Annotated in this window: 18 protein-coding genes and 1 pseudogene; 12 read left to right on the plus strand and 7 right to left on the minus strand. The window is 63.2% G+C overall.

The genetic code is table 11. The features are described 5' to 3' along the window. Nucleotides 1-49: 49 nt before the first annotated feature. Nucleotides 50-550, plus strand: coding sequence for an LPS-assembly lipoprotein LptE (locus JM946_RS26925; protein ID WP_203170545.1), 501 nt, complete (start codon nucleotides 50-52; stop codon nucleotides 548-550). Beyond that, entirely contained in the window at nucleotides 550-1,038 is a 489-nt protein-coding gene (locus JM946_RS26930) for a hypothetical protein (RefSeq protein ID WP_203170546.1), read from the plus strand. Before JM946_RS26925 ends, JM946_RS26930 begins: the two co-directional genes overlap by 1 nt. A gap of 13 nt (nucleotides 1,039-1,051) precedes the next feature. Here the strand turns inward: JM946_RS26930 and pip are convergent, their stop codons facing one another. After that, nucleotides 1,052-2,125 carry a prolyl aminopeptidase gene (gene pip / locus JM946_RS26935; protein WP_230980004.1) on the minus strand — a complete coding sequence of 358 codons (1,074 nt, stop codon included), beginning with the start codon at nucleotides 2,123-2,125 and terminating at the stop codon, nucleotides 1,052-1,054. Between the two features lie 185 nt (nucleotides 2,126-2,310). On the opposite strand from pip, the gene JM946_RS26940 reads away from it, so the two are divergent. Beyond that, on the plus strand, nucleotides 2,311-3,222 hold the full coding sequence (locus tag JM946_RS26940; protein WP_203170547.1) for a DMT family transporter: 912 nt from the start codon (nucleotides 2,311-2,313) through the stop codon (nucleotides 3,220-3,222). Between the two features lies 1 nt (nucleotide 3,223). On the opposite strand, the gene JM946_RS26945 is transcribed toward JM946_RS26940, so the two are convergent. From JM946_RS26945 to JM946_RS26960, 3 genes and pseudogenes are all read right to left on the minus strand, one after another. Beyond that, complete coding sequence (locus JM946_RS26945; protein WP_203170548.1) at nucleotides 3,224-4,150, minus strand: LysR family transcriptional regulator; 927 nt, start codon at nucleotides 4,148-4,150, stop codon at nucleotides 3,224-3,226. Nucleotides 4,151-4,159: 9 nt separating this feature from the next. Next, nucleotides 4,160-5,520 (minus strand): annotated as a pseudogene (locus JM946_RS31815) (glutamine synthetase family protein). Between the two features lie 8 nt (nucleotides 5,521-5,528). Continuing rightward, nucleotides 5,529-6,875, minus strand: a complete 1,347-nt coding sequence (locus tag JM946_RS26960; RefSeq protein ID WP_203170551.1) for a transaminase — start codon at nucleotides 6,873-6,875, stop codon at nucleotides 5,529-5,531. A gap of 205 nt (nucleotides 6,876-7,080) precedes the next feature. Between JM946_RS26960 and JM946_RS26965 the strand changes: the two genes are divergently transcribed. Then, a complete protein-coding gene (locus JM946_RS26965) occupies nucleotides 7,081-8,712 on the plus strand; it encodes a methyl-accepting chemotaxis protein (protein WP_218043133.1) in 1,632 nt (543 codons plus the stop codon). A 99-nt stretch (nucleotides 8,713-8,811) separates the two neighbouring features. Here the strand turns inward: JM946_RS26965 and JM946_RS26970 are convergent, their stop codons facing one another. Next, a complete protein-coding gene (locus JM946_RS26970) occupies nucleotides 8,812-10,812 on the minus strand; it encodes a TonB-dependent receptor (RefSeq protein WP_203170553.1) in 2,001 nt (666 codons plus the stop codon). A gap of 92 nt (nucleotides 10,813-10,904) precedes the next feature. Next, complete coding sequence (locus JM946_RS26975) at nucleotides 10,905-11,219, minus strand: hypothetical protein (protein ID WP_203170554.1); 315 nt, start codon at nucleotides 11,217-11,219, stop codon at nucleotides 10,905-10,907. Between the two features lie 265 nt (nucleotides 11,220-11,484). Here JM946_RS26975 and holA point away from each other — a divergent pair, with 265 nt between their 5' ends. Genes holA through rlmH form a run of 4 tightly spaced genes read left to right on the plus strand, consistent with a single transcriptional unit; the run spans nucleotide 11,485 to nucleotide 14,200 of the window. Next, a complete protein-coding gene (gene holA / locus JM946_RS26980) occupies nucleotides 11,485-12,507 on the plus strand; it encodes a DNA polymerase III subunit delta (protein WP_203170555.1) in 1,023 nt (340 codons plus the stop codon). Between the two features lie 16 nt (nucleotides 12,508-12,523). Next, a complete protein-coding gene (gene nadD / locus JM946_RS26985; RefSeq protein ID WP_203170556.1) occupies nucleotides 12,524-13,171 on the plus strand; it encodes a nicotinate-nucleotide adenylyltransferase in 648 nt (215 codons plus the stop codon). Between the two features lie 2 nt (nucleotides 13,172-13,173). Beyond that, nucleotides 13,174-13,707, plus strand: coding sequence for a ribosome silencing factor (rsfS, locus tag JM946_RS26990; protein WP_230980005.1), 534 nt, complete (start codon nucleotides 13,174-13,176; stop codon nucleotides 13,705-13,707). A 22-nt stretch (nucleotides 13,708-13,729) separates the two neighbouring features. After that, on the plus strand, nucleotides 13,730-14,200 hold the full coding sequence (rlmH, locus tag JM946_RS26995) for a 23S rRNA (pseudouridine(1915)-N(3))-methyltransferase RlmH (protein ID WP_203170557.1): 471 nt from the start codon (nucleotides 13,730-13,732) through the stop codon (nucleotides 14,198-14,200). A gap of 2 nt (nucleotides 14,201-14,202) precedes the next feature. On the opposite strand, the gene JM946_RS27000 is transcribed toward rlmH, so the two are convergent. Then, nucleotides 14,203-15,009, minus strand: coding sequence for a serine/threonine protein kinase (locus JM946_RS27000; RefSeq protein WP_203170558.1), 807 nt, complete (start codon nucleotides 15,007-15,009; stop codon nucleotides 14,203-14,205). A gap of 135 nt (nucleotides 15,010-15,144) precedes the next feature. On the opposite strand from JM946_RS27000, the gene JM946_RS30770 reads away from it, so the two are divergent. From JM946_RS30770 to JM946_RS27020, 4 genes are all read left to right on the plus strand, one after another. Beyond that, complete coding sequence (locus tag JM946_RS30770) at nucleotides 15,145-16,086, plus strand: O-acetyl-ADP-ribose deacetylase (protein ID WP_230980006.1); 942 nt, start codon at nucleotides 15,145-15,147, stop codon at nucleotides 16,084-16,086. Nucleotides 16,087-16,177: 91 nt separating this feature from the next. After that, complete coding sequence (locus tag JM946_RS27010) at nucleotides 16,178-16,792, plus strand: Maf family protein (RefSeq protein ID WP_203170559.1); 615 nt, start codon at nucleotides 16,178-16,180, stop codon at nucleotides 16,790-16,792. Next, nucleotides 16,789-18,273, plus strand: a complete 1,485-nt coding sequence (gene rng / locus JM946_RS27015) for a ribonuclease G (RefSeq protein WP_203170560.1) — start codon at nucleotides 16,789-16,791, stop codon at nucleotides 18,271-18,273. The genes JM946_RS27010 and rng overlap by 4 nt, the downstream gene beginning before the upstream one ends. A gap of 48 nt (nucleotides 18,274-18,321) precedes the next feature. Further along, complete coding sequence (locus JM946_RS27020; RefSeq protein ID WP_203170561.1) at nucleotides 18,322-22,314, plus strand: YhdP family protein; 3,993 nt, start codon at nucleotides 18,322-18,324, stop codon at nucleotides 22,312-22,314. The last annotated feature ends 1 nt before the right edge of the window (nucleotide 22,315 follow it).

A 22,315-nucleotide genomic window follows, 5' to 3' on the forward strand; every position in this document is an offset into this window, starting at 1 on the left:
CGCGTCGGCCCGCGAACATTGCGGATCGTTCGCTTCGAGAGTTTCCCGAATGTCCTTGTCCCTGCCTCGTTATCGCTGGGTGCTGATCGCGGCCTGTCTGAGCACCTTGCTGGCGGGTTGCGGCTGGCGTCTGCAGGGCACGACGAGGCTGTCGCCGGTCATGGCGGCGACTTATGTCGAGACCGACGATCGCTATACCGACTTCAATCGCGCGCTGCGCGACAGCCTGCGGGCGTCCGGTGCGCGGCTTACCGCCCATCGTGACGAAGCCACTGCGGTGGTGAAAATCATCAAAGATGAAAGTGGCCAGCGCGTGCTCACCGTCTCCGGTCGCAACACGCCGGAAGAATACGAGGTGTTCTATACCATCGAGTATTCCGTCGAGGGTCGTACCGAAGAGCTGATTCCGCCGCAAAAGGTCGAGGTCACGCGCGACTACAACTACGACGAAACCGCCGTGCTCGCCAAGCAGAAGGAGCAGGCCATCCTGCGCGAAGCGCTGGCTCGGGATCTGGCCGGGCTCGTGGTGCGTCGTCTCGCTTCGTTGTAATGCCCGAAGTTCTGAAGGTCACCGACGCGGGCGTCGAGGTCGTCACCGGTCTGCTGAGTCGCTACGGTCTGGAGTGCGTGTCGCTCGGCGTCGATGAGCCGATTCCCGGCTCGTATTGGGGCGACAGTGAGGCCGGGTTGGTCGGCGCGAAGATCTACTGGCGCCCGGACACGCCCTTGCATTCCCTGTTGCACGAGGCGAGTCATTTCATTTGCATGGATGATGGACGCCGCGAGCAGTTGGACAAGGATGCCGGCGGCGACTACGACGAAGAAAACGGCGTTTGTTATTTGCAGATCCTGCTGGCGGACGAGCTGCCCGGCGTAGGGCGGGAGCGCATGTGCCAGGACATGGATGCGTGGGGCTACACCTTCCGCCTCGGTTCGGCGCGAGCGTGGTTCGAGCAGGACGCAGACGATGCGCGCGCCTGGCTGGTCGACCGCGGCGTCATCGACGACGCTGGTCAGCCAACCTGGCGCAAACGATAGCCGCTCCAGGCAATCACTCTCGGAAACGATCCGTCGCCAGGATCAGCCGGTGCGTATTGCCCGCCTCGAACGCCGAGTGCCCCGCGTCCGGCGCGATGTGAAACTCCGCTTCCGGCCACGCCTGATGCAGCTTCCAGGCAGTCTGCATCGGGCACACCACGTCATAGCGACCCTGCACGATCACCGCTGGAATGTGGCGAATCCGGTCCACGTTTCGGAGCAACTGATCCTCGGTTTCCAGAAAGCCGCGATTCACGAAGTAGTGACATTCGATACGCGCCACGGCGACCGCGAAATCTTCTTCGCCCCATTTGTGCAGATTGTCTTCGTTGACGTGCAGATAGCTGGTGGCCGCTTCCCAGATCGACCACGCGCGCGCGGCCTTGACTCGAGTGTCACGGTCTTCGCTGGTGAGGCGCTTGTAGAAAGCCTTGATCATGTCGCCGCGCTCGGCCGGCGGAATGGCCGCGACGTAGTTCTGCCAGTGGTCGGGAAACAATGCGCTGGCGCCGCCTTCGAAATAGAACCAGCGCAGCTCGAACTGCGACAGCGTGAAGATGCCGCGCAAAACGATTTCGCTCACGTGCTCCGGATGGGTTTGTGAATAGGCCAGTCCCAGCGTCGAGCCCCAGGAGCCGCCGAACACCAGCCAGCGTTCGATGCCGAGGTGTTTGCGTAACTTTTCCATGTCTTCGACCAGATGCCAGGTGGTGTTGTCCTCGAGGCTGGCGTGCGGCTTGCTCCGGCCGCAGCCGCGCTGGTCGAACAGGATGATGCGATAGGCATCCGGATCGAAAAAGCTGCGCGCCCGGTTGTCACAACCGGCGCCCGGCCCACCGTGCACGAACACGGCCGGCTTGCCTTTGGGATTGCCGCACTCTTCGTAGTAGATCTCGTGCACGTCGGAAACGCGCAGCATGCCGCTCTTGTAGGGCTTGATCGCCGGATAGAGGGTGCGCAGGCCGCTCGCGATCTTGGTCGGGCGCTTGCGCTTGGCGAGCACGGCATGGCGGGCATGGTCGCGTTGTTTGCTCGCCGCCGCGGGGCGGGCAGCGCGCCGCGTCGTTGTTCGCTTCTTGCTAGCCATTCATGCCAACCCTTTCATTGACTCGGATCGGGCATCCTGCCACGACCCTCGTGCGACCGGCAAAAGGCGCGACTTTCGCCAGTCGCTCGCCACTGCCGTGGCGGGGTACATCCATGGACCCGATGTTTCAGCGAGTGCAATTTTCGACTCTCGCAGTGAGATAGGGAAGGGGCGCACGTGCGACAATGGTCGATATGCCTCTCACCACCAAGACCCGCTCCATGCTGCTGTTACTGCTGACCATGACGGTGTGGGGCAGTACTTTCGTGGTCACCAAGGATCTGGTCGCGCTGTGGCCGCCTTTCACACTGGCGCTGGTGCGCGTCGGCCTCGGCACCTTGGTGCTGCTGCCGATGGCTTTTTCCAGGCACCGGCGTGGCGATCGCCTGCCGTGGTCGACTATGTGGCTGATGGGACTGGTCGGCGTGGCCCTGTATTACCTCACGTTCAATCTGGCCATGGTGTACGTCTCGGCCTCGCAAGGCGCGCTCGTTCAGGCGTCCATTCCGGCCATGACCGCACTGGTGGCTGTTTTGTGGCTGCGTGAACGTGCATCCGCCATGCGATGGCTGGGCATCGCGTTGTCGGTGGGCGGCATCCTGATCGTCTTTTCCGGCAGCGTCGGCAATGGCGGCGGCGAAGCGCCGATGCTCGGCAACTTCCTGATGTTTTCTTCCGTGGTGTGCTGGGCGTTTTATACGTCGCTGGCCAAGCGAGTCGCCGGCTTCGATTCGATGGTGGTCACCACGGCGGTGATGGGCACGGGCACGCTGTTATTGGTGCCGCTGGCCGGCTACGAAATCGTCGCGGCGGGCGACGGCTTGACGCCGTTGCCGTTGCGAGCCTGGCTCGGAATCCTGTATCTGGGCGCCATGGCTTCGGGGCTGGCCTATGTGTTGTACAACGCATCGTTGCGTCATCTGGACGCAAGCGCCGTCGGTGTCTACACCAACCTGATCCCGGTGGTCGGAGTGCTGACCGGCGTCATCGTGCTGGGCGAGCCGCTCTCGGGGCGCGCGGTCCTGGGCGGTCTGGTGGTGATGCTTGGTGTCTGGATCACCAGCCGCTCCGAGCGGCCGGTGGCAGCGATCGCTTGATCTAGCTTTGGCCCTCGGCGCGCGAGACCCACATTTCCATATCGAGCGGCTGCGCCAGCGACTTCACGAGGTCCTGCGCATAGATCGGCAGATCGCGCAGGCTGCGCACGCAGATCATCAGATTACGCAGCGCCCATTCGTCGCTGAGCTCGATGACATGCAAATCCATGGTGCGCATGTTGCGCGCGGCTGTGGTCTCCGGCACGACGCCGACACCGACATTGCCTGCGACCATGCGGCACACTGCGTCGAAGCTGCGAAGCTGCACACGAAGCTTCAAACGTCGCCCGATGCGCTCCGCTTTATCGGAGAGAAAGCGCTGTAACGAGCTGGCGCGGTCGAGGCCGACGAAGTCGCTGTCCAGCGCTTCGACGAACGCGATTCTGTCCTTGGCGGCGAGAGCGTGCGTCGGCGAAGTTACCAGCACGAAGCGATCCACGCGAAACGGGAACACTTCCAGCCCGGTCACGTCCTCGGTGCCGGCGACGATGCCGATATCGGCTTTGCCATCGGCCACGGCCGCGACGATCTCATCGCTCAAGCGCTCCTCCAGATCGATGTTCACCTGGGGATGCGATGTCAGAAAATTGCTGAGCGGCTCGGGCAGGAATTCGGTCAGCGCATTGGTGTTCGATAACAACCGCACATGGCCCTTCAAACCATCCGCGTATTCGCCGAGCTCGGCGCGCATGCGTTCGGCCTGCTGCAGCATCTGGCGGGCGTGATGCACGAGCGTGCGACCCGCGGGTGTGGGATGAACGCCCTGGCGCTCGCGATTCAGCAGCGGCGTGCCCAGTTCGATTTCCATATTGCGGATTCGAGTGCTGGCAGCAGCCACCGCCAGGTGCATGCGCTCGGCGCCGGCGGTGATGCTGCCGGCTTCGACCACGTGCAGGAACAGCTTGAGATCGGTCAGATCGAAACGCATTCGCGCAGTTTATACGCTATCGAGGTACCAGTCGTGGTCTGTTGTCGGCACCAGGGCGTGGTACTTGTCCCACTCCTGGGTCTTGATCGCTACAAGGGCCCGTAAAAAAGCTTCACCCAGCGCTTCGCTCAGGAACGTCGAGCTCTCGGCGGCCCGCAGGGCCCCGAGCCAATCTCTGGGCAGCGAGGCGGCGATCCCGCTTCCGTAACCATTGCCGGTGATGGGCGGGCCGGGATCGAGCTTCGCCGTGATGCCGGCATGCACCCCGGCGAGCACGGTGGCCGCGACCAGGTAGGGATTGGCATCGGCGCCACTCACGCGATGTTCGATATGCCGGCTGGCCGGTGCGCCGGCCGGCACGCGCAGGCTCACCGAACGATTATTGATGCCCCATGTTGGCGCCATCGGTGCGTAACTCTGATGACGGAAGCGACGATACGAGTTCGCGTTCGGGGCGAAGATCAGCATGCTCTCCGCCATGGTTTTCTGCAGGCCGCCGATGGCGTGTCTCAGCATCGGGCTGCCAGCGGGATCGTCGGCGGCGAACAGATTGTTGCCATCGCGATCCTGCACGCTCACGTGCATGTGCATGCCGCTGCCGGCTTGATCCGCGAACGGCTTGGCCATGAAGCAGGCCGTCAGTCCGTGCTTCAGCGCCATGGCGCGAATCAGTCGTTTGAACAAGATGGCGTCTCGATCGCGCGCAAGGCGTCATCGCGATGGAGCAATGTGATTTCATATTGCCCGGGCGCGTACTCGGACATGAGCGTTCGCAGCGGCAACCCCTGGATCCGAGCGGCTGCGTAGATGTCGTCGAACAGCGGGGCCATGTCGTGCAGCTTGGTCAGGCCGTACGAGTCGAGTCGCTGCGGCGGGCGTCCTGAAAGCAGCCCAGGCGCCGGCGCGAGTCTTCCTTGTGTATCTCTGGCCACGAGATAAAACTCGATCTCCGCAGCGACCACGGGCCTCAGCCCGATGCCCTGTAGACGCTGCACCGAGCGAGCCAATGCATGGCGCGGATCGGCGCTACAAGGCTCGCCATTTGCTTCATACATCGCCATCAACACCTGTGCGCCCGGACGCGACATCCAGTTCGCATGCACCAATGTGCCGGGCACTGGACGACAGATCCGGTCGGCGTCGCCGACCGACCAGACGAGTCCGGTGGCTTCCACATCCTCGCCGGTGACATCGAGACCGAGAATGGAGCCGGCGACACAGCGACCCTCGCTGTACAGAGACAGCAGCTCTTCACGTGCGATCAGTTTGCCGCGAGCCACGCCGCCGGGATCGGTGATCAACAGCTCGATGGCTTCTACATCGGGATGGGCTTCGAGAAAGGCGCGTGCCTCACTGATGTCGGCGTGCATGGCGGCGGTCATGACAACTCGTGCAGGAATTCACCCAAGAGCTCGAGCAGCGATTGCACCTGAGCGGCGCTGGTCGCCGGGCTCACCAGCATCATGTTGTGAAACGGCGTGACCAGCACACCGCGATTGAGCAGATACAAGTGCAGGAGCCGCTCCAAAGTGGGCGATGCTGCCGACAACGATTCGCGTGCTGTCCGCGCGGGTGTCGGAGTAAAAACCAGCTCGCTGCGTGCACCGACGCTTATGACATGCCAGGGCAGGGCGCGCTCCGCGATGCGTTTCCTGAGTCCTTCGGCGAGCGTCGCCGAAAGATTCAGCATGTGCTCGTAAGCGTCATCGGTCATCACCTCCTGCAAGCATGCCACGAGTGCGGCGGTTGCTAGCGCGTTCGCCGCCAGCGTCGTGCCCATGCCGGAGTGGCCGGCGGGCTTGGTGGCGAGCAGTTGTTCCATGCGCTGCGCGAGCTCGGCAGTAAAACCATAGACCGCGGTGGGCATGCCGCCCGCAATGGCTTTGCCGGCAACCAGAAAGTCGGGCTCGAGTCCGAGCCGATGCGCATGGCCGCGTGGCCCGCTGCTGAGCGTGTGAGTTTCATCGATGGCGAGCAGCGTTCCATGGCGAGCGCAGAGCTTGCGGGCTTCGGACCAGAATCCATCCTGAGGCAGCACCATGCCTGCATTCGTCATCACAGGCTCGGCGAGCAGGCATGCGACTTCGCCACCGGCGAGCGCCGCTTCGAGCGCCGGGAGATCGTTGAACTCGACCACGCGAGCATGCGAGGCGAAGTCGGCGACCTGGCCCACCTGTCCCGGGCGTGCGATGACACGGCCTTGCTCCAGACGGACCAGCGTGTCTTCGAGCGAGCCGTGGTAGCAACCATCGAACACCAGGATACATTTGCGCCCGGTCAGCGCTCGTGCCCATCTGAGCACGGCGCGGTTCGCGTCGGTGGCTGTCTGGGTGATTTGCCAGAAAGGCAGACCGAATCGCTCAGTCAATAGCTCACCGGCGCGTGCGGTGAGTTCCGTCGGCAGCATGCAGGTCAATCCCCGCACCGCCTGAGTGCTTAGGGCTCTGGCGACGGCCGGAGGAGAATGGCCAAACATCGCTCCGGTATCGCCGAGACAGAAATCCGCATAGCTGTGTCCGTCCACATCGACCAGCCTCGCACCCGCTGCTTCGCGCAGCACCAGCGGCGCCGGCAGCTGCCAATCGGTCATCCAATGCATCGGCACGCCGTTGAGCCAGTGCTCGCGCAAGGCCTTGTCGCGACGTAAAGATTCCGGATGCTCATCGATGAAACGACGCCGCTCGCGCTCCAACAACGCGGCGGCGGACGAGCTGGCAGATTGCAATGTCTTCCCCTCGAAGGATCGGTGCGCCCCGGGATGGGCGAGCGCGCAGCGTGGCGATCATAGACCATCCCCGCCGCCGCATCAGATCTTCCCTGAATCGATTGCAATCCTGGTCGAGTCAGCCGTTAACCCGGACATAGCCGCGATTGTTGCCAGGGCCGGCGCGTACGCGCGGTGCGTGTCCGATCAACCAAGGCAGGAATCAATGTCGATGTTCACGATCAAGACCCGGATGTACCTGAATCTGGGGGTGCTGGCTGTGGCCATGCTGGTGGTGTGCGGCGTGGCGCTCAGCGGCTTCAATGCGAGCTCGAGCCGCATGCAGCAGTTGCATGCCGAAAGTCTGATCCCCATCACGCACATCAACGAGATCTACCAGCGCTCGCTGCAGAGTCAGCAGTTCCGGCTGGAAGCCTACGTTCACAAGGACCCCGCCTTCACTCAGGCCAACTACGAGCTGGTCAAACAGAACCGCGCTCGCATCAACGACCTGACCGACGCCTTGAGCAAACAATCGCTGAGCGCCACCGAGCGTCAGCTGCTCGAGGAAGTGAAACAGCAGCGCGCCGACCTGGTCGACTCGGGCAAGCGAGAGATCGATCTGTTGCTGGCCGGCGACTACGAGGCCGCCAGCAAGGTGCGCGTCGAGCTCATGGAGTCGGTGGTCGATCGCATGGATCAGACCACCGAACGTCTGGCGCTCGAGCGGCAGAAGGGCGCCGAGGCCATGATCGCGCAGGCCCAGCGCGAGCTGAATATCGATCGTAACTGGATGCTGGCTTGTTTCGTCGCGGCGCTAGCCGTAGCGATCTGGTTCGCCTGGCTGCTGACGAAACATATCTCCATCGGTTTGGCGCGCGCCGAGGATCTCGCCCGTCGCGTGAGCCGCGGCGAGCTCGGTGTCGATGTCACCGTTGCTGGCGATGACGAGATCGCCTCGCTATTGCGGTCGTTGAAGGACATGGATGCCAAGCTGGTCGAGACCATGACTCAGGTGCGCGAGAGCGCCGCCGAAGTTGACCGGGCTGCACGTCAGCTGTCACAAGGCAGCGATGATCTGAGCCAGCGCACGCAGGAACAGGCTGCGGCGCTGGAAGAAACTGCCGCGAGCATCGAGGAGATGACCGCGACGGTGAAACAGAATGCGGAAAACGCCAAGCATGCGAACAGCATCGCGGCGGGCACCCGCGGGCAGGCCGATCAGGGCGGCGTCGCCGTCCAACGAGCGGTCGGCGCGATGAACGAGATCACGGCGTCGAGTAAGCGCATCGTCGACATCATCAGTGTCATCGACGAGATCGCCTTCCAGACCAACCTGCTGGCACTGAATGCGGCGGTGGAAGCTGCGCGTGCGGGCGAGCAGGGCCGCGGTTTCGCTGTCGTCGCCGGCGAAGTTCGCAATCTCGCCCAGCGCAGCGCCAGCGCGGCCCGCGAGATCAAACAGCTGATCGGCGACTCGGTGGAGAAGGTGTCGTCGGGCTCGCAGCTGGTGGGGAACTCCGGCAAGTCGCTGTCGGATATCGTGACTGGCGTGGTCAAAGTCACCGAGATCGTGGCTGAGATCGCGGCCGCGACTTCAGAGCAGTCCACCGGCATCGATCAAATCAACCACTCCATCGCCAACATGGACACGGCCACTCAACAAAACGCCGCCCTCGTCGAAGAATCCGCCGCCGCCGCGAAGTCCATGCAACAGCAGGCGCAGCGATTGCAGGAGCTGGTGTCGTTCTTCCGCTTCGGGTCGCAAGCTCGGATGAGTTATCACACCTCATCTGCTGGCTACGCCCAACCTGCGTCCGCCGCCGAACATCGCGATTCGTTTGCTCGGGCGGCATAAGAGGAAGAGACGTTTGCTCGCAGAGGGTATTCACGGCGGCGACGGGTAGAGTCCTCCCTTCCCAGCCGCCGCGAACCACCAACACCACAACACAAATTCCTAGAACTCTGCTCTGGCCCCGATGTGCCAGGACCGCCCAGCCAACGGCGCAATGTCCTTCAGCGGCGAAGCATGCTGGCGCGCGTCCTCATCCAGCAGATTCGTCCCGCGCACGAACAAAAACACACTCGCTGATCCGAACGGCACCCGATAACTCGCATCCACTTCGGCCAACGTGAAGCCATCCGTTGGCAGTTCGTTGGTCGCGAGTTTGTCTTGCTTGTCGTAGTAGAACGCTTGCGCGCCGACGTGCCAGGCGTCCTGGTCGTAGTGCAGCCCCGCGCCGAAGCGCAGGGGTGGGATCTGGGGCAGGTTCTCGCCGTTGTCGAGCTTGCCGCGAACGTAATCTGAGGCGAGTCGCAGGCCCAGATGGCGTTGGCCCTCGTCGATCAGCGGCACATTCAATTCTGCCTCGAAGCCATGAAACTTGGCCCCGCCCTGCAAATACACATACACCGGCAACTCACCAGCCACCTCGCCGGTGGGCGACGCATAGATATAGTCCGTGTAATCGTTGTAGTAAGCACTCAACGTCCAGGACACGCGCTGGCCGGTGTGGCGCAATGAAAGGTCCGCCGTGACCGACTCTTCCTGGTCCAGATCCGCGTCGCCGATTTCATAACGTTGCGCGGCGATGTGCGGGCCATCGGCGTACAGCTCCGCCGCCTGCGGATTGCGCTGAGTGCGCGTGAGGTTCAACGCCAGCGCATGGTCGTCGGCAAACTCCCACACCGTACCCGCGGACAAGCTGATCGCAGTCTCATCGAAATCGGGCAACTCCGCCGCCACGTCAACCTTCTGTTGCTCCGCGCGGGCCCCCAGTTCGATGGTCCACTGCTCGAAGTGTTTCTCTTCGAACGCGAACACACTGAAAGTCTGTGTCTTGGAGCTCGGCACGAACGCCTCGGCGCCGAGCGCCTGAAAATCGAGGTCGACGTATTGCAGGCCCGTGGTGCCACGCCAGCCACCGCCCAGTGCATGGTCGGCCGTGAAGCGCAACTCATAGGCATCCTGGCTAAACACAGTGCCCGGCTCGCCCGGCGCTTCAAATTCAGTGTGCGTGTAATCGTTGTACGCGCCCGTCAGGCGCAGCTTGTTGATCGCGCCGTCCAGGTCGAGCTCGGCCTTGCCGTCGACACGATCCTGTTTCATGTCGATGAAGGCTTCCTCTTCACCTGGAATGCCATAGGTCGTCTGATATCGGCTGTACGACAGGCCACCCAATCCGCGCTGCCCGATATACGAGCCGCCGACCGCGCCACCGCTCGCCTCGCTCCACGTGTTGGGGATGTGCCCGCGCACGTTGTCGGGTTCCTCGCCTGCCTCGATGAGCTGGCGGCGTAGGGCATCGGATTGTGTGAAGCCGGAGATATCCACGTCGTGGGTCTCACGATCGAAGTAGTCGGCGTGAAAAGCGAAGTTGCCCACGCCGCCATCGAGACTGAGAGCGCCCGTCCGCTCTTCGCTCGCGGTGTCGCCTCGAACTTCGGCGGCGCCGGTCAACGCCCTGGTGGGGACTTCCGTCGGCACACGAGTACTGACGACATTGACCAGGCCGCCGGAGGCTCCACTGCCATAAAGAAGCGCCGCGGGGCCCTTGATGATTTCGATCTGCTGAGAAACGACCGTTTCCAGCGTCACCGCGTGATCCTGGCTAAGGCTGGAAACATCCAGTGCCGCCAGACCGTCCTGCAGGACCTGCACGCGGTCGCCGCTCAGGCCCCGGATCACCGGCCGGCTCGCGCTCGGACCGAAATAAGTGGAGCTGACACCCAGCTCGCTCGACAAGGTCTCACCGATGCTGGCGGCGATCTGACGACGCAGTTCGTCGCCGGCCACCACCGCGGTGGGCTGCGCCACTTCGAGCGGGTTCTCGCGCAGCGCCGTGGAAGTCACCACGACCTCTTCGGTTCTGGGTTCGTTGCGGGCTTGCTCGGCTCCGGCAGCATGACTGACTAGCATCGCAACTACGGCGATGCGTACGGAACGGGAACGACACATGAGAAAACATTCCTGGATGACTGCAGTGGCCTCGCGCCAGGAGCCCAGGCACGAGCGGCGCCTCACGTCGGTGAGGAAGGACGAACTGCGAGTTATCGAGGCGGCCCGCGCGGTTGCGCGGTAGCCTGCGGGCGGAAAGAAACAGCAGGGCCAGCGATCGTTGCTACATAACCGGCCAGTACCACGGCCGCGACGGGCGAGTAGCTTTGCTTGGGCGCATCGATCAGGCCGTCGAAGGCGGCACAGTAGCCGCAGGCCGGGCCGTGCGCGGCAAAGGTCGTGCTGACCGTAGTCTCGTGCTCATGCACGACATGGGCGACCGAATCCACGGCGAACGCCAGCAGCAGGCTGATGAGTGCGAATCGCAGCCAGGCCGGAGGATCGCGCGCCAGATGGAAAATGAACATATCGCCAGATCGAAACAGGCGGAGCGCCAGGCCCGGGCGCGCCGTCCAGGTAAGCTAATGGAGCAACACCGGTTTGCAAAGTAGCTTGATGCTCAATCCTGGCAAAAACCCGGGGCTCAGACCCGGGGCACGCGCGCAACTGGCGGAGGCCGGGCGGCTTGGGCCATAATCCGGCCATCTCCTCAGGTAGCCATCCGCTTACGTAAGTCATTTTGCCGCGAGTGTTTTTGACCGCTCTTCCCGTGTCCGCCGCTGGCTTCGCGCTGTGAAACTCTCCGGCGACAACCTCGCGGCCAGCCTGTCGCGTCAGCTCGCGCCGATCTACCTGATCTCCGGCGACGAACCGCTATTGGTCAATGAAGCGGCCGATGCCGTGCGCGCGCGGGCCCGCAGCCAGGGCTTCACCGAACGTGAGTTGAACGTGGTGGAGCGCGGCTTCGACTGGCAGGCGCTGCTGTCGAACAGCAAGGCCATGTCGCTGTTCTCCGAGCGCAAGATCATCGAGATCCGCATGACCAACCCGACGCCCGGCGAGCAGGGCGCGGACGCGATCGTCGAGCTCGCCGCCGAGCCTTCGGCCGACAACCTGGTGCTGATCATCACCGGCAAGATGGATGGCCGCGTGCAGAATTCGCGCTGGGTCAGCGCCATCGAAAAGCATGGCGTGGTGGTGCAGATCTGGCCGGTCGAGCTGGCGCGACTGCCCGCGTGGATTCGCGATCGCCTTGCCAAACAGAATCTCAAAGCCGACGCCGAAGCCGCGGCGCTGCTGGCCGAGCGAGTGGAAGGCAATCTGCTCGCCGCGCATCAGGAAGTCGAAAAGCTGGCGTTGTTGTTGCCGCCCGGCCCGGTCACGGCGGACACCATCATCGACGCCGTGGCCGACAGCGCGCGCTTTGACGTTCTGCAGGTGGGCGATGCGGCCATGAAAGGGAATGTCACCCGCGCGCTGCGCGTGCTGGACGGTTTGCGGGGTGAAGATTTCGAGCCCCCCATCGTGCTGTGGGCGCTCAACAAAGATCTGCAGTGGATCGCACGTTGCCAGCACCTGATGCGTCGGGGCCAGAGCGCCGACAGCGCCATGAATGCTTTATATGTGTGGCGCAATCGTCAGCCGGCGATGAAACATGCCCTGTCGCGGCTCAAACCGAAAACGGTGCGCGAGCTGTTGCTCAGCGCCGAGCGCGCCGATCGCATGATCAAGGGCGTGATCCGCAGCGACCCGTGGCTGGAGTTCGAACGATTGGTGGCAGGGCTCGCCGGCGTCAGGCTCGCCAGCGCCGCCTGACCATGACGAGCCTCTCATGACCACGATTGGAATTTTCGGCGGCACGTTCGATCCGATTCATTTCGGACACCTGCGCACGGCCTTTGAATTGCTGCAGGCGCTGCGCTTGAATGAAATGCGCTTCATGCCCGCGGGCACGCCGCCCCATCGCGACACGACGGTGGCCGATGCCGAGCAACGCCTCGCCATGGTGAAAGCCGCCACCGAAGGACAGCCGGGCTTCACCGTCGACGATCGTGAGATCCGCCGTGAAGGGTTGTCCTATTCGGTCGACACCATGCGGACGCTGCGAGCGGACTTTCCCGACCATTCGCTGTGCCTGATCGTCGGCATGGACGCATTTTTGGGCTTGCCGAAATGGCATCAGTGGCGTGAACTGCTGGAGCTGGCGCACCTGGTCGTGGCGCATCGTCCAGGCTGGCGCGCGCCGAGCATGGGGCCGTTGGGCGAGCTGCTGGTGGATCGCGGCACGGGCCGCATCAACGATCTGCACGAGCAACGCGCCGGTTGCATCTACATTCACGCGGTGACGCAGTTGGAGATCTCTTCCACGGAAGTGCGCAAGCTGATCGCCATGGGGCGCGATCCGCGCTATCTGATGCCCGATTCGGTCCGGGCGATCATCGAGCAGACCGGCTGTTACAAGACGCAAGCCAAGAGGTGAGCATGGCCGTCAAGCGAGCGAAGACATCCCGATCCTCCGGCGCGAGCAAGAAGTCCGCGCCTGCGACCAAAGCCAAAGTGACCAAGCTGAGCAGCGCCCGCAAGAAGCTGGCGAGCAAGGGGCCGGCTCCGGCGGCCAGGAAAAAAGCCGCGCAGAGCAAGAGCGCCGCGCCCAAGACACCCAAACAGATGCCGGTCGTCAGCGTGGTCGAGAACGCGCTCGACGAAATGAAAGCGGTCAATGTCAAAGTGCTGGCGGTCAACAAGCTCACCGACATCACCGACACCATGATCATCGCCAGCGGCAACTCCGATCGTCACGTGCGTTCCATCGCCGACCGCGTCGTGGAGCACGCCAAGAAGGCGGGCTTCCGGCCGATGGGCGTCGAAGGCGAGCGCGACGGCGAGTGGGTGCTGGTCGATCTGCAGGACGTGATCGTGCACATCATGCTGCCCAAGGTGCGTGAGTTCTATCGGCTCGAGAGTCTGTGGGACGTGAGCGCCGCGCGGCGCGAAGCGGCCGAGCAGAGCGCGTAGCTTGGTGGTCCGTCTCTGACTCATGCGGTTGATGGTCGTCGCCGCCGGCACGCGACTGCCCGACTGGGTCAATGCCGGCTTCGAGGAATATGCCGGGCGCTTCACCAGGGACTACAAGCTCGAACTGAGAGAAATCGCGCTCGGCCAGCGCGCAGCATCCGGCTCTCCGTCGCAGGCCATCGCCAAAGAAGGCGAGAAGATGCTCGCCGCCATTCCTCAAGGGGCGTATGTCGTGGCCATGCAGGTGGGTGGCCGATCTTTGTCCAGCGAGCAGCTCGCTCAGTTTTTACAAACTCGTGCTCGCGACGGCCGCGATGTTGTCTTCTGCATCGGTGGCCCGGAAGGACTGGCTCCCGAGGTTGATGCTCGCGCTGACTTCCGTTGGTCCTTATCTGCTCTGACGCTGCCTCACGCTTTGGCACGCGTCGTGTTGGCCGAGGCTTTGTATCGTGCAGTGATGATCATCAAGGGCCATCCCTACCACCGAGCCTGATCTCAAACTTTCAAGCGGGCCAACTCGGCGACCGCGGACGCCACGGTGGGAAAGCGTTCGTTGGGATCTTTGGCGAGCATCCCGTCGATCAAGCGTTGGAAGCGCGAGAGCGGCGCGGGCAGCACGGGGATGGGGTCGTTGCGGTGAGATTGAATGATGGCGATCACCGAGGGGCCTTTGAAGGGCCGTTGGCCGGTGAGCATTTCGTAGCACATGATCCCCAGGCTGTAGATGTCGCTGCGCTGATCGACGTCCGCGCCTTCGGCTTGTTCGGGGCTGATGTAATAGGGCGAGCCACGAACTTCGCCGGCGCTGGTGTGTGAGGTCCCCAGATGTTTGGCCAGCCCGAAGTCGATGAGCACGATGCGCCCATCGGGCCGCATCATAACGTTGGCGGGCTTCAGATCGCGATGACATAGGTTAGCGGCGTGCAACGCCTGCAGGGCCGCGGCGATCTGCAGAAAAATATCCACGCTGTCTTTCGCTGTCATCAAATTGCGAATGCGCAGCTCGAGGCTGCCGCCGGGAAAGTATTCGGTGACGATGTAACGAAAGTCCTCGCCGTGGCCCCAGTCGTAAACATCCACGATGGCCGGATGTTTGATGCGCATCAAAAGCTCGCGCTCGCGCTCGAAGCGCGCTTCTTCGCCGGCCTCCAGGCTCGACAGCGGGCCGGTGCGTAGCACTTTGACGGCGACGTTGTGACCTAACTCCACCGACAACGCCACGTGCACCTCGGACTTGGGCGAGCGTGCAATGGTTTGTAGAAAGCGATAGCCGGGGATGATCGGAAACGGTTGACTTGGCATCGGCTGCATCGATGTGATAATCGTCCTCAAGTTGATTCCTTTCGCAGATTCCTTGTCACACTGCCAGATGCAAACGCACAGGACGAGGTTATGATAGGAACCGGCCACGGCATTGGCCAGCACGGGATCGAAAGTATGGCGACAGTCATGGAGTCCAGTTACTCAATCGATGCCAGCGAGAACCTGATATGGCTCAAAGTCTGGGGCGAGGTGACCGCGGAATCGCTGATCGAATTACTGAATCGGACCCGCGCCGATGCGCAGTACGTTCCCGGCATGGACATCGTCGCCGATTATCGCGAAGCGTACGGCAGTTGGGACTACAGCGAGATCCAGCGCTTCCGCGACTATATTGTGCATATCGCCGTGCCCTGCGAAGTGCGCTGGGCCGCAGTATTAAAACCCGGGAACCTGGCGGCCGCCGGCCACGTCCTGATTCTGATCAGCGAAGCGGTAGGTGCGGATATCAAGATGCGCATGTTCGAGGAGACGCACTCCGCCTTGCGCTGGGTGCGCGGTGAAGATCGCGCCAAGGCAACCATGCACACATTCCTGAACGGACGGGTCGAAGTGCGCACCGGCGACATCACCAGCCTGCGTGTGGACGCGGTAGTGAACGCGGCGAACTCCACACTGCTCGGCGGCAGCGGTGTCGATGGCGCCATTCATCGGCGCGGCGGAAAGCAGATCCTCGAGGCCTGCCGGGAGTTGCGCGAAACCTGTTATCCCCGCGGCCTGCCGCCCGGCGAAGCGGTGCTGACCACGGGCGGCAACTTGCCGGCGCGGTATGTCATACATACGGTCGGGCCGGTCTGGGGCAGGGATCAGCACCCCGAGGCGTTGCTCGCGTCCTGCTACAAGAAGTCCATCATGCTCGCCGCCAATCATTCGCTCGGCTCCGTGGCGTTTCCCGCCATCTCGACCGGCGCATATGGCTATCCGAAGGATGAGGCAGCGGCGGTGGCGTCGTGCGCGATTGCCCAGGCACTGGCGCAGGCCGATGCGATCGAGCGCGTGTCGCTGGTGTTCTTCTCCGAAGCCGATCGGGACGTGTTTCTCGCCCACCAGCAATTCTGAGAAGCACTTCTCAGCCCGCGCTTGGCCCTGGGGAGCAATTTGCTTCCCTGAACAATGTTCCTGACGCGCGCCGGCCTGTATCCTTCGGCGCATGTCAGCACTTCCAAGTTCTTCTGCCAAGCCGTTGATCTATCTGGCCTCGGCGTCTCCCCGTAGAAGCGCCTTGCTGGCCCAGATCGGGGTGGCGCACCGGGTTGCGCCGGTCGACATCGACGAATCGGTGGGTGACGCCGAGCCGCCAGAAAAATACGTCACGCGGCTGGCCACGCTCAAAGCCGACACGCTCTGGCACAGTCTGCCGGCGGAGCAGCGCCTGCCGGTGCTCGGTTCCGACACATCCGTGGTGGTCGACGGCAGCATCCTAGGCAAGCCCGCCGACGAACAAGACTGTGTGCGCATGTTGCAACTTCTGTCCGGACGCACGCATCAGGTCCATACGGCAGTGGCGATGCGCAGCGCTGCCGGAAGTGACGTGCGCTTGAGCGTGAGCGATGTGACTTTTCGCGAGCTCACGCTGGCTGAAATGCGGGCGTACTGGCGCAGCGGCGAACCGGCCGATAAAGCGGGCGGGTACGCCGTCCAGGGTCGCGGGGCCGTGTTCATCCGACACATCGCCGGCAGCTATTCCGGCATCATGGGGTTGCCGTTGTTCGAGACTGCAGAACTGCTGGCCGCACATCAGATCATCAGCGAGGTTCAAGGATGACGGCCGAGATCCTCATCAACATCAGCCCGCGCGAAGCGCGCGCCGCCCTGGTCGAAAACGGCGTGCTGCAGGAAATCTTCCTCGAGCGAGCCAACAAACGCGGCCTCATCAGCAATATTTACAAGGGACGAGTCTCACGAGTGCTGCCGGGCATGCAGGCGGCGTTCGTCGACATCGGCCTGGAGCGCACCGCGTTTCTGCACGCCTCCGACATCGTGCACCCGGCCGTAGGCGAGAACGGCCACCCGGATCAGCCGGTCGACGAGGGGCGCACGCCCGATATTCAGACTCTGGTCAGCGAAGGCGGCGAAATATTGGTGCAGGTGTTGAAGGATCCGCTCGGGACCAAGGGCGCCCGGCTGACCACCTTCATCACCATACCGTCGCGCTACCTGGTGTACATGCCCAAGGGACGTGGCATCGGAATTTCGGCGCGCATCGAAGATGAAGCTGAGCGGCAGCGCCTGCGCGAGGCCGCCAGCCTGTTCGTCCGGCCCGATGAACCCGGCGGTTATATCGTGCGTACTGCTGCTGAGGGCGCGACGCCAGACGCGTTGCGCGCCGACATGATGTTCCTGCAGAAGCTGTGGACGGTGCTCAGCGAGAAAGCCGCCAGCACCCGGCCGGGCAATCTGGTGCACGAGGATCTGCCATTGCCGGTGCGAGTCATGCGCGACGTGGTGTCGAGCGGCATCGAGCATGTCAGCGTCGATCAGCCCGAGACGCACCAGCGCATGATCGAATTCGCGCGCACCTTCATGCCCGAGATGGCCGAGCGCATCGAGCTGTATCGCGGCGACCGGCCGATCTTCGATCTGTACGGCGTCGAGGACGAGATCCAGAAATCGCTGGAGCGCAAGGTGCCGCTCAAGTCCGGCGGCCATCTGATCTTCGATCAGACCGAGTCGATGACCACCATCGACGTGAACACTGGCGCGTATGTGGGCCAGCGCTCGCTCGAAGAGACGATTTTCCGCACCAACCTGGAAGCGGCCGTGGCGATCGCGCGGCAGCTGCGCCTGCGCAACCTGGGCGGCATCATCATCATCGACTTCATAGACATGGAAGAAGAGGAGCACCGCAAGCAGGTGCTGCAGGCGTTGGAAAAGGCGCTGGCCGCCGATCACGCCAAGAACCATATCTCGTCGGTGTCGCCGCTCGGTCTGGTGGAGATGACGCGCAAGCGCACGCGCGAAAGTCTTGAACACATGCTGTGCTCGCCTTGTCCAACGTGCGAAGGCCGCGGCTTCGTCAAGACCACGGAAACAGTTTGTTACGAAATCTTCCGGGAGATTCTGCGACAGTCCCGCCAGTTCCAGTTCCAGGAGCTGATGGTGCTGGCGCACCAGGATGTGATCGAACGTCTGCTCGATGAAGAGTCGGCGGCGCTGGCCGAGCTGGAAGTGCACACCGGCAAACCCATCCGTCTTCAGACCGAGGCGCTGTACCAGCAGGATCAGTACGATGTGGTTTTGATGTGATGAGCCCCACATGTTGTTGGTGATGTTGTTCGGTGATGTTGCTCGGTAATGGCTCCGCCCCCACGAAAAATCCTTAAATGGCTGCTCGGCACGCTGGTAGTGCTGGCCATTGTCGTGGGTTTGCTGTTCGCCACGTTCGGTTTCATCGTCGGCCGCGTGCCGGAATATCGAGTACAGCTGCAGGAGTGGATCGGCGAGCGCAGCGGCCTTATCGTCGAATTCCGCACACTGAGCGCACGGCTGCGCCTGTACGGGCCGGAGCTGGTGTTCGACGACGCGGTGGTTCGTACCCCGGATCGCACTCGCACGTTGTTCGTCGCCAAGCGCGGCAGCGTCGGCTTCGATCTCTGGAATTCCATTGCCAACGGCCGCCTCACTGCCGGTCGCTTCGCGCTCGATGCTCCTGAGATCGCGCTGATCCGCACGCGCGAGGGCAAGATTCAGCTGCTGGGACAGAGCGCGCTGCCAGAGCGCGAGATCAAACCCATCTCGTTGGAGCAATTGCCCACGGGACGGTTCGTAGTGGACGACGCCGTGGTGAGTTTTCGCGATGAGATCACCGGGCGCGGTCCCTGGTCGTTGTCGGGTGTGAGTTTCGATCTGACCCGCAGCTCCGATTCGATGGAACTGCATGGCGCTGCCTCGTTGCCCAAGACCTTGGGCGAGGAGCTGAAGTTTTCTGCGGCGGCCGACGGCCGGATCGAGCAATCCGGCAGTTTGCTCTCGACCTTCAGCGTTCAAGGACAAAAGCTCGATCTCGCCGGCTGGGCCGATCTGCTGCCCGATGCATGGCCGGCGCCGGAAAGCGGCCACGGCGCCGTGCGGGTGAGTGGTGCGCTGAAGGGCGCCGAGTTGCTGCAGTTGTCAGCCTCGGTCGATGTGGGACAGCTCACGACGGAGTTGCCGGTGTGGACCATTGCGCTGCCGGGCCCGGCGCCGCTCGAGCCGCCGGGAACAAAGGACGACGAGGAGCCCCAACCCAGGCCCGCGCCCAAATATCCAATCGAGCCCGAGCCGGCACCGGTCGTCGAGGAGCCGCCGCCACCCGTGCCTCAGGCATTGAGTTACTCGCGCCTGGCATTCGCGCTGAACGCGCAGAAAACGAACGATCAGTGGAGCGTGACGCTGTCGGATCTCGATGCCACCCGCTCGGATTCTTCCTGGCAAGCGAAGAAAATCGCGGCTCGCTGGTCGCGCAACGAACAGGGCATGCTCAAGGTCAGCGGCGAAGCGGATCATCTCGCGCTCGAGAACATCTGGCCGTTGCTTGCCTATCTGCCCGAGCGCGAAGCTCTGGCGCGCGTGCGAGCCATGCAAGCCCACGGCGCGTTGAAGGATGTGAAGTTCTCGTTGTCGCGCACCGCACCCGAGACGCCCGCGGAGTACTCCGTGGCAGCGACGCTGGAAGGTGTGGGATTCGCGCCAGTGTTGCGTGTCCCTGGCGTCAAGGGCGTCAGCGGCGATCTCGACGCGAACCATGAGACCGGGCGACTGAGCCTGGCGAGCAAAGACATCGAATTCAACCTGCCGCGCATGTTTCGCCATGGGCTGGTCGCATCCTCCGTCGAGGGTTCGGTCTCCTGGCGAAAAGAGGATGCGGGCTGGGTCGTGAGCACCGAGCAGCTGCGCGTGCAGGGCGATGATGGGCGCGCCGTGGCTCGTATGCATCTGACCCTGCCCAGCGATGGCGGCTCGCCGATTCTCGACCTGTTCGCGCAGGGCGAAGATTTGAAAGTCGCGTCGACTTATAAATACCTGCCGGCGGACAAGATGGGCCCGAAGACGCTGGAGTGGTTCGACGCCGCGCTGCTCGACGGTCGTATCTCCACTGCGGAGTTCCAATACAAAGGCCCGATGCGCTCGTTCCCGTTCCGCAAGAACGAAGGCACTTTCGTGGCGCGTGCCCAGGTCGAAGGGGCGCTGTTCAATTACCAGGAGGGCTGGCCACCCGCGCGTGACCTGGTGGCGGAAGTGGAGTTTCGCAATCAAGGCATGCGCGTGCGCGCGACGGCGGGCACGATCGGCAATGTTCGTGTGAATCAGGCGACGGCCGAGATTCCGGATCTCAAAGAAAGCGAGCTGGCGATCAAGGCGAGCGCGGGCGGCGATCTCGATGCCGGCATTGCCTTCCTGCGTGACAGTCCGCTCGGCCCGAAGCTCGGCGAAACGTTTGCTCGCCTGGGCGGACGCGGACCGATGACCGCCGATGTGCAACTCGCGCTGCCGCTCAAGCAAATCGACGATCGGAAGATCGATGTGACGGCGCGTTTCGCCAACGCCACTGTGACCATGCAGAAGGTCGCCGCGCCGGTGCAGGGACTGACGGGTGAGCTGACCGTGAAGAACACATTGATCGCCGGCGCGAACCTGGAAGGCCGGTTTCTCGGCGGGCCGCTGGCCGTGAAGATCGAACAGCAAAGTGACACGGCTGCGCTGCTGGAGGCCAACGGTCACGCGGAGGCGACCCAGCTGCAGACCTTGTTCGCGCTGCCCGACGCAGTGAAGTTGACCGGCGCGACCGATTGGCACATGAGCATGCCGATCGCCAGCGCCGATTCCGAAGCAGCGCGCCGTCGCAATATCAAGATCGATTCGAACCTGCTGGGCCTCGGTGTCGGTCTGCCCGAGCCCCTGGGCAAGGGCGCGAGCGACCAACGCTCGTTGCAGGTCGCCTTGGAAATCGATGACGAGCAACTGCTGAGCCGCAGCTCTTATGGCGATGTGCGCGCACTGATCCGTTTGCGGCAAGGTCGGGAGGGATGGTCGCTCGATCGCGGTGGCGTGCGTGCGGACGCGGTGGCGCCGGCATTGCCGAGCCATAGAGGCTTGCGCATCGAAGGCAACGTGCAACGTTTCGTCCTGGATGATTGGCTGGCCTTGCGCCCGAACCCGCCGGCCACGGGCGCACCGGCGCCTCAGGACGACGACGCCACGACGCTATCGGATTATTTGCAGGCGGCCAACGTGCGCGTGGCCGACTTTCAGTTGTTCGGTTATCGCTTCCCTGATCTGCGCGGCGTACTGCAGTCGACGCAGAGCGGCTGGCGCGTCGATGTCAGCGGCCAGGATGCAACGGGGCAGGTGCTCATTCCTGAAACATTCACCGGCTCGCAGCCGCTGCGCGCGACCATGGAGCGACTGGTCATCAACAAGGCGCCGCGTCCGGAAGGCGTTCCGAAAGAGGATGAGCCGATGGATCCGCGCAACCTGCCAAACATGCAGGTGTACGTTAGCGACATGCGCGTGGGAACGCGAACTCTCGGTGCGGTCGAGTTGAAGGCGACGCGCGTTCCGCAGGGAATTCGTTTCGACAACGCCACGATCATGGCCGAATCGGTGCGGGCCGATGCGCGAGGCCAATGGTTGAACACCGTCGACGGCCAGCATTCGACGCTGACTGCAACCATCGAAAGCAAAGATGTCGCTGCCACGCTGAAGGCGTTGAATTACACGCCGTTCATCGAAGCCAAGCGTGGCGCGATCAAGGCAGATCTGGCGTGGCAGGGCGGTTACGACGGCAACATCCTCGAGCATGCGTCAGGCGCGATTCGTGTCGAAGCGGAAGCGGGACAGTTGGTGAATTTGCAGCCCGGTGCGGGCCGCGTGCTGGGCTTGTTCAGCGTGGGCGCCTTGCCGCGTCGCTTGGCGCTCGACTTCAGCGATCTGACTGAAAAGGGTCTGGCGTTCGATACCGTGCACGGCGATTTTGAACTGCGCGATGGCAATGCGTACACGAGCAATTTGTTACTGCGAGGTCCCGCGGCCGAAATCGGCATCGCGGGCCGCACCGGATTGGGCGCGCGCGATTACGATCAGACTGCTGTCGTCACGGGCAATCTTGGCGCATCGCTGCCAGTCGCCGGCGCGATCGCCGGCGGCCCCGTCGTCGGCGCGGCGATTCTGCTGTTCTCACAAGTTTTCAAAGAGCCCCTCAAGGGCATCACTCGCGGCTACTATCGCATCACCGGTCCTTGGGACGACCCAGTGGTCGAGCGCGTTGACGCCGCGGATGCCAAGGCGGAAGCAACATCGGGTGACTGAA

The organism is Steroidobacter gossypii, from assembly GCF_016801985.1.
Lineage (GTDB): Bacteria > Pseudomonadota > Gammaproteobacteria > Steroidobacterales > Steroidobacteraceae > Steroidobacter > Steroidobacter gossypii.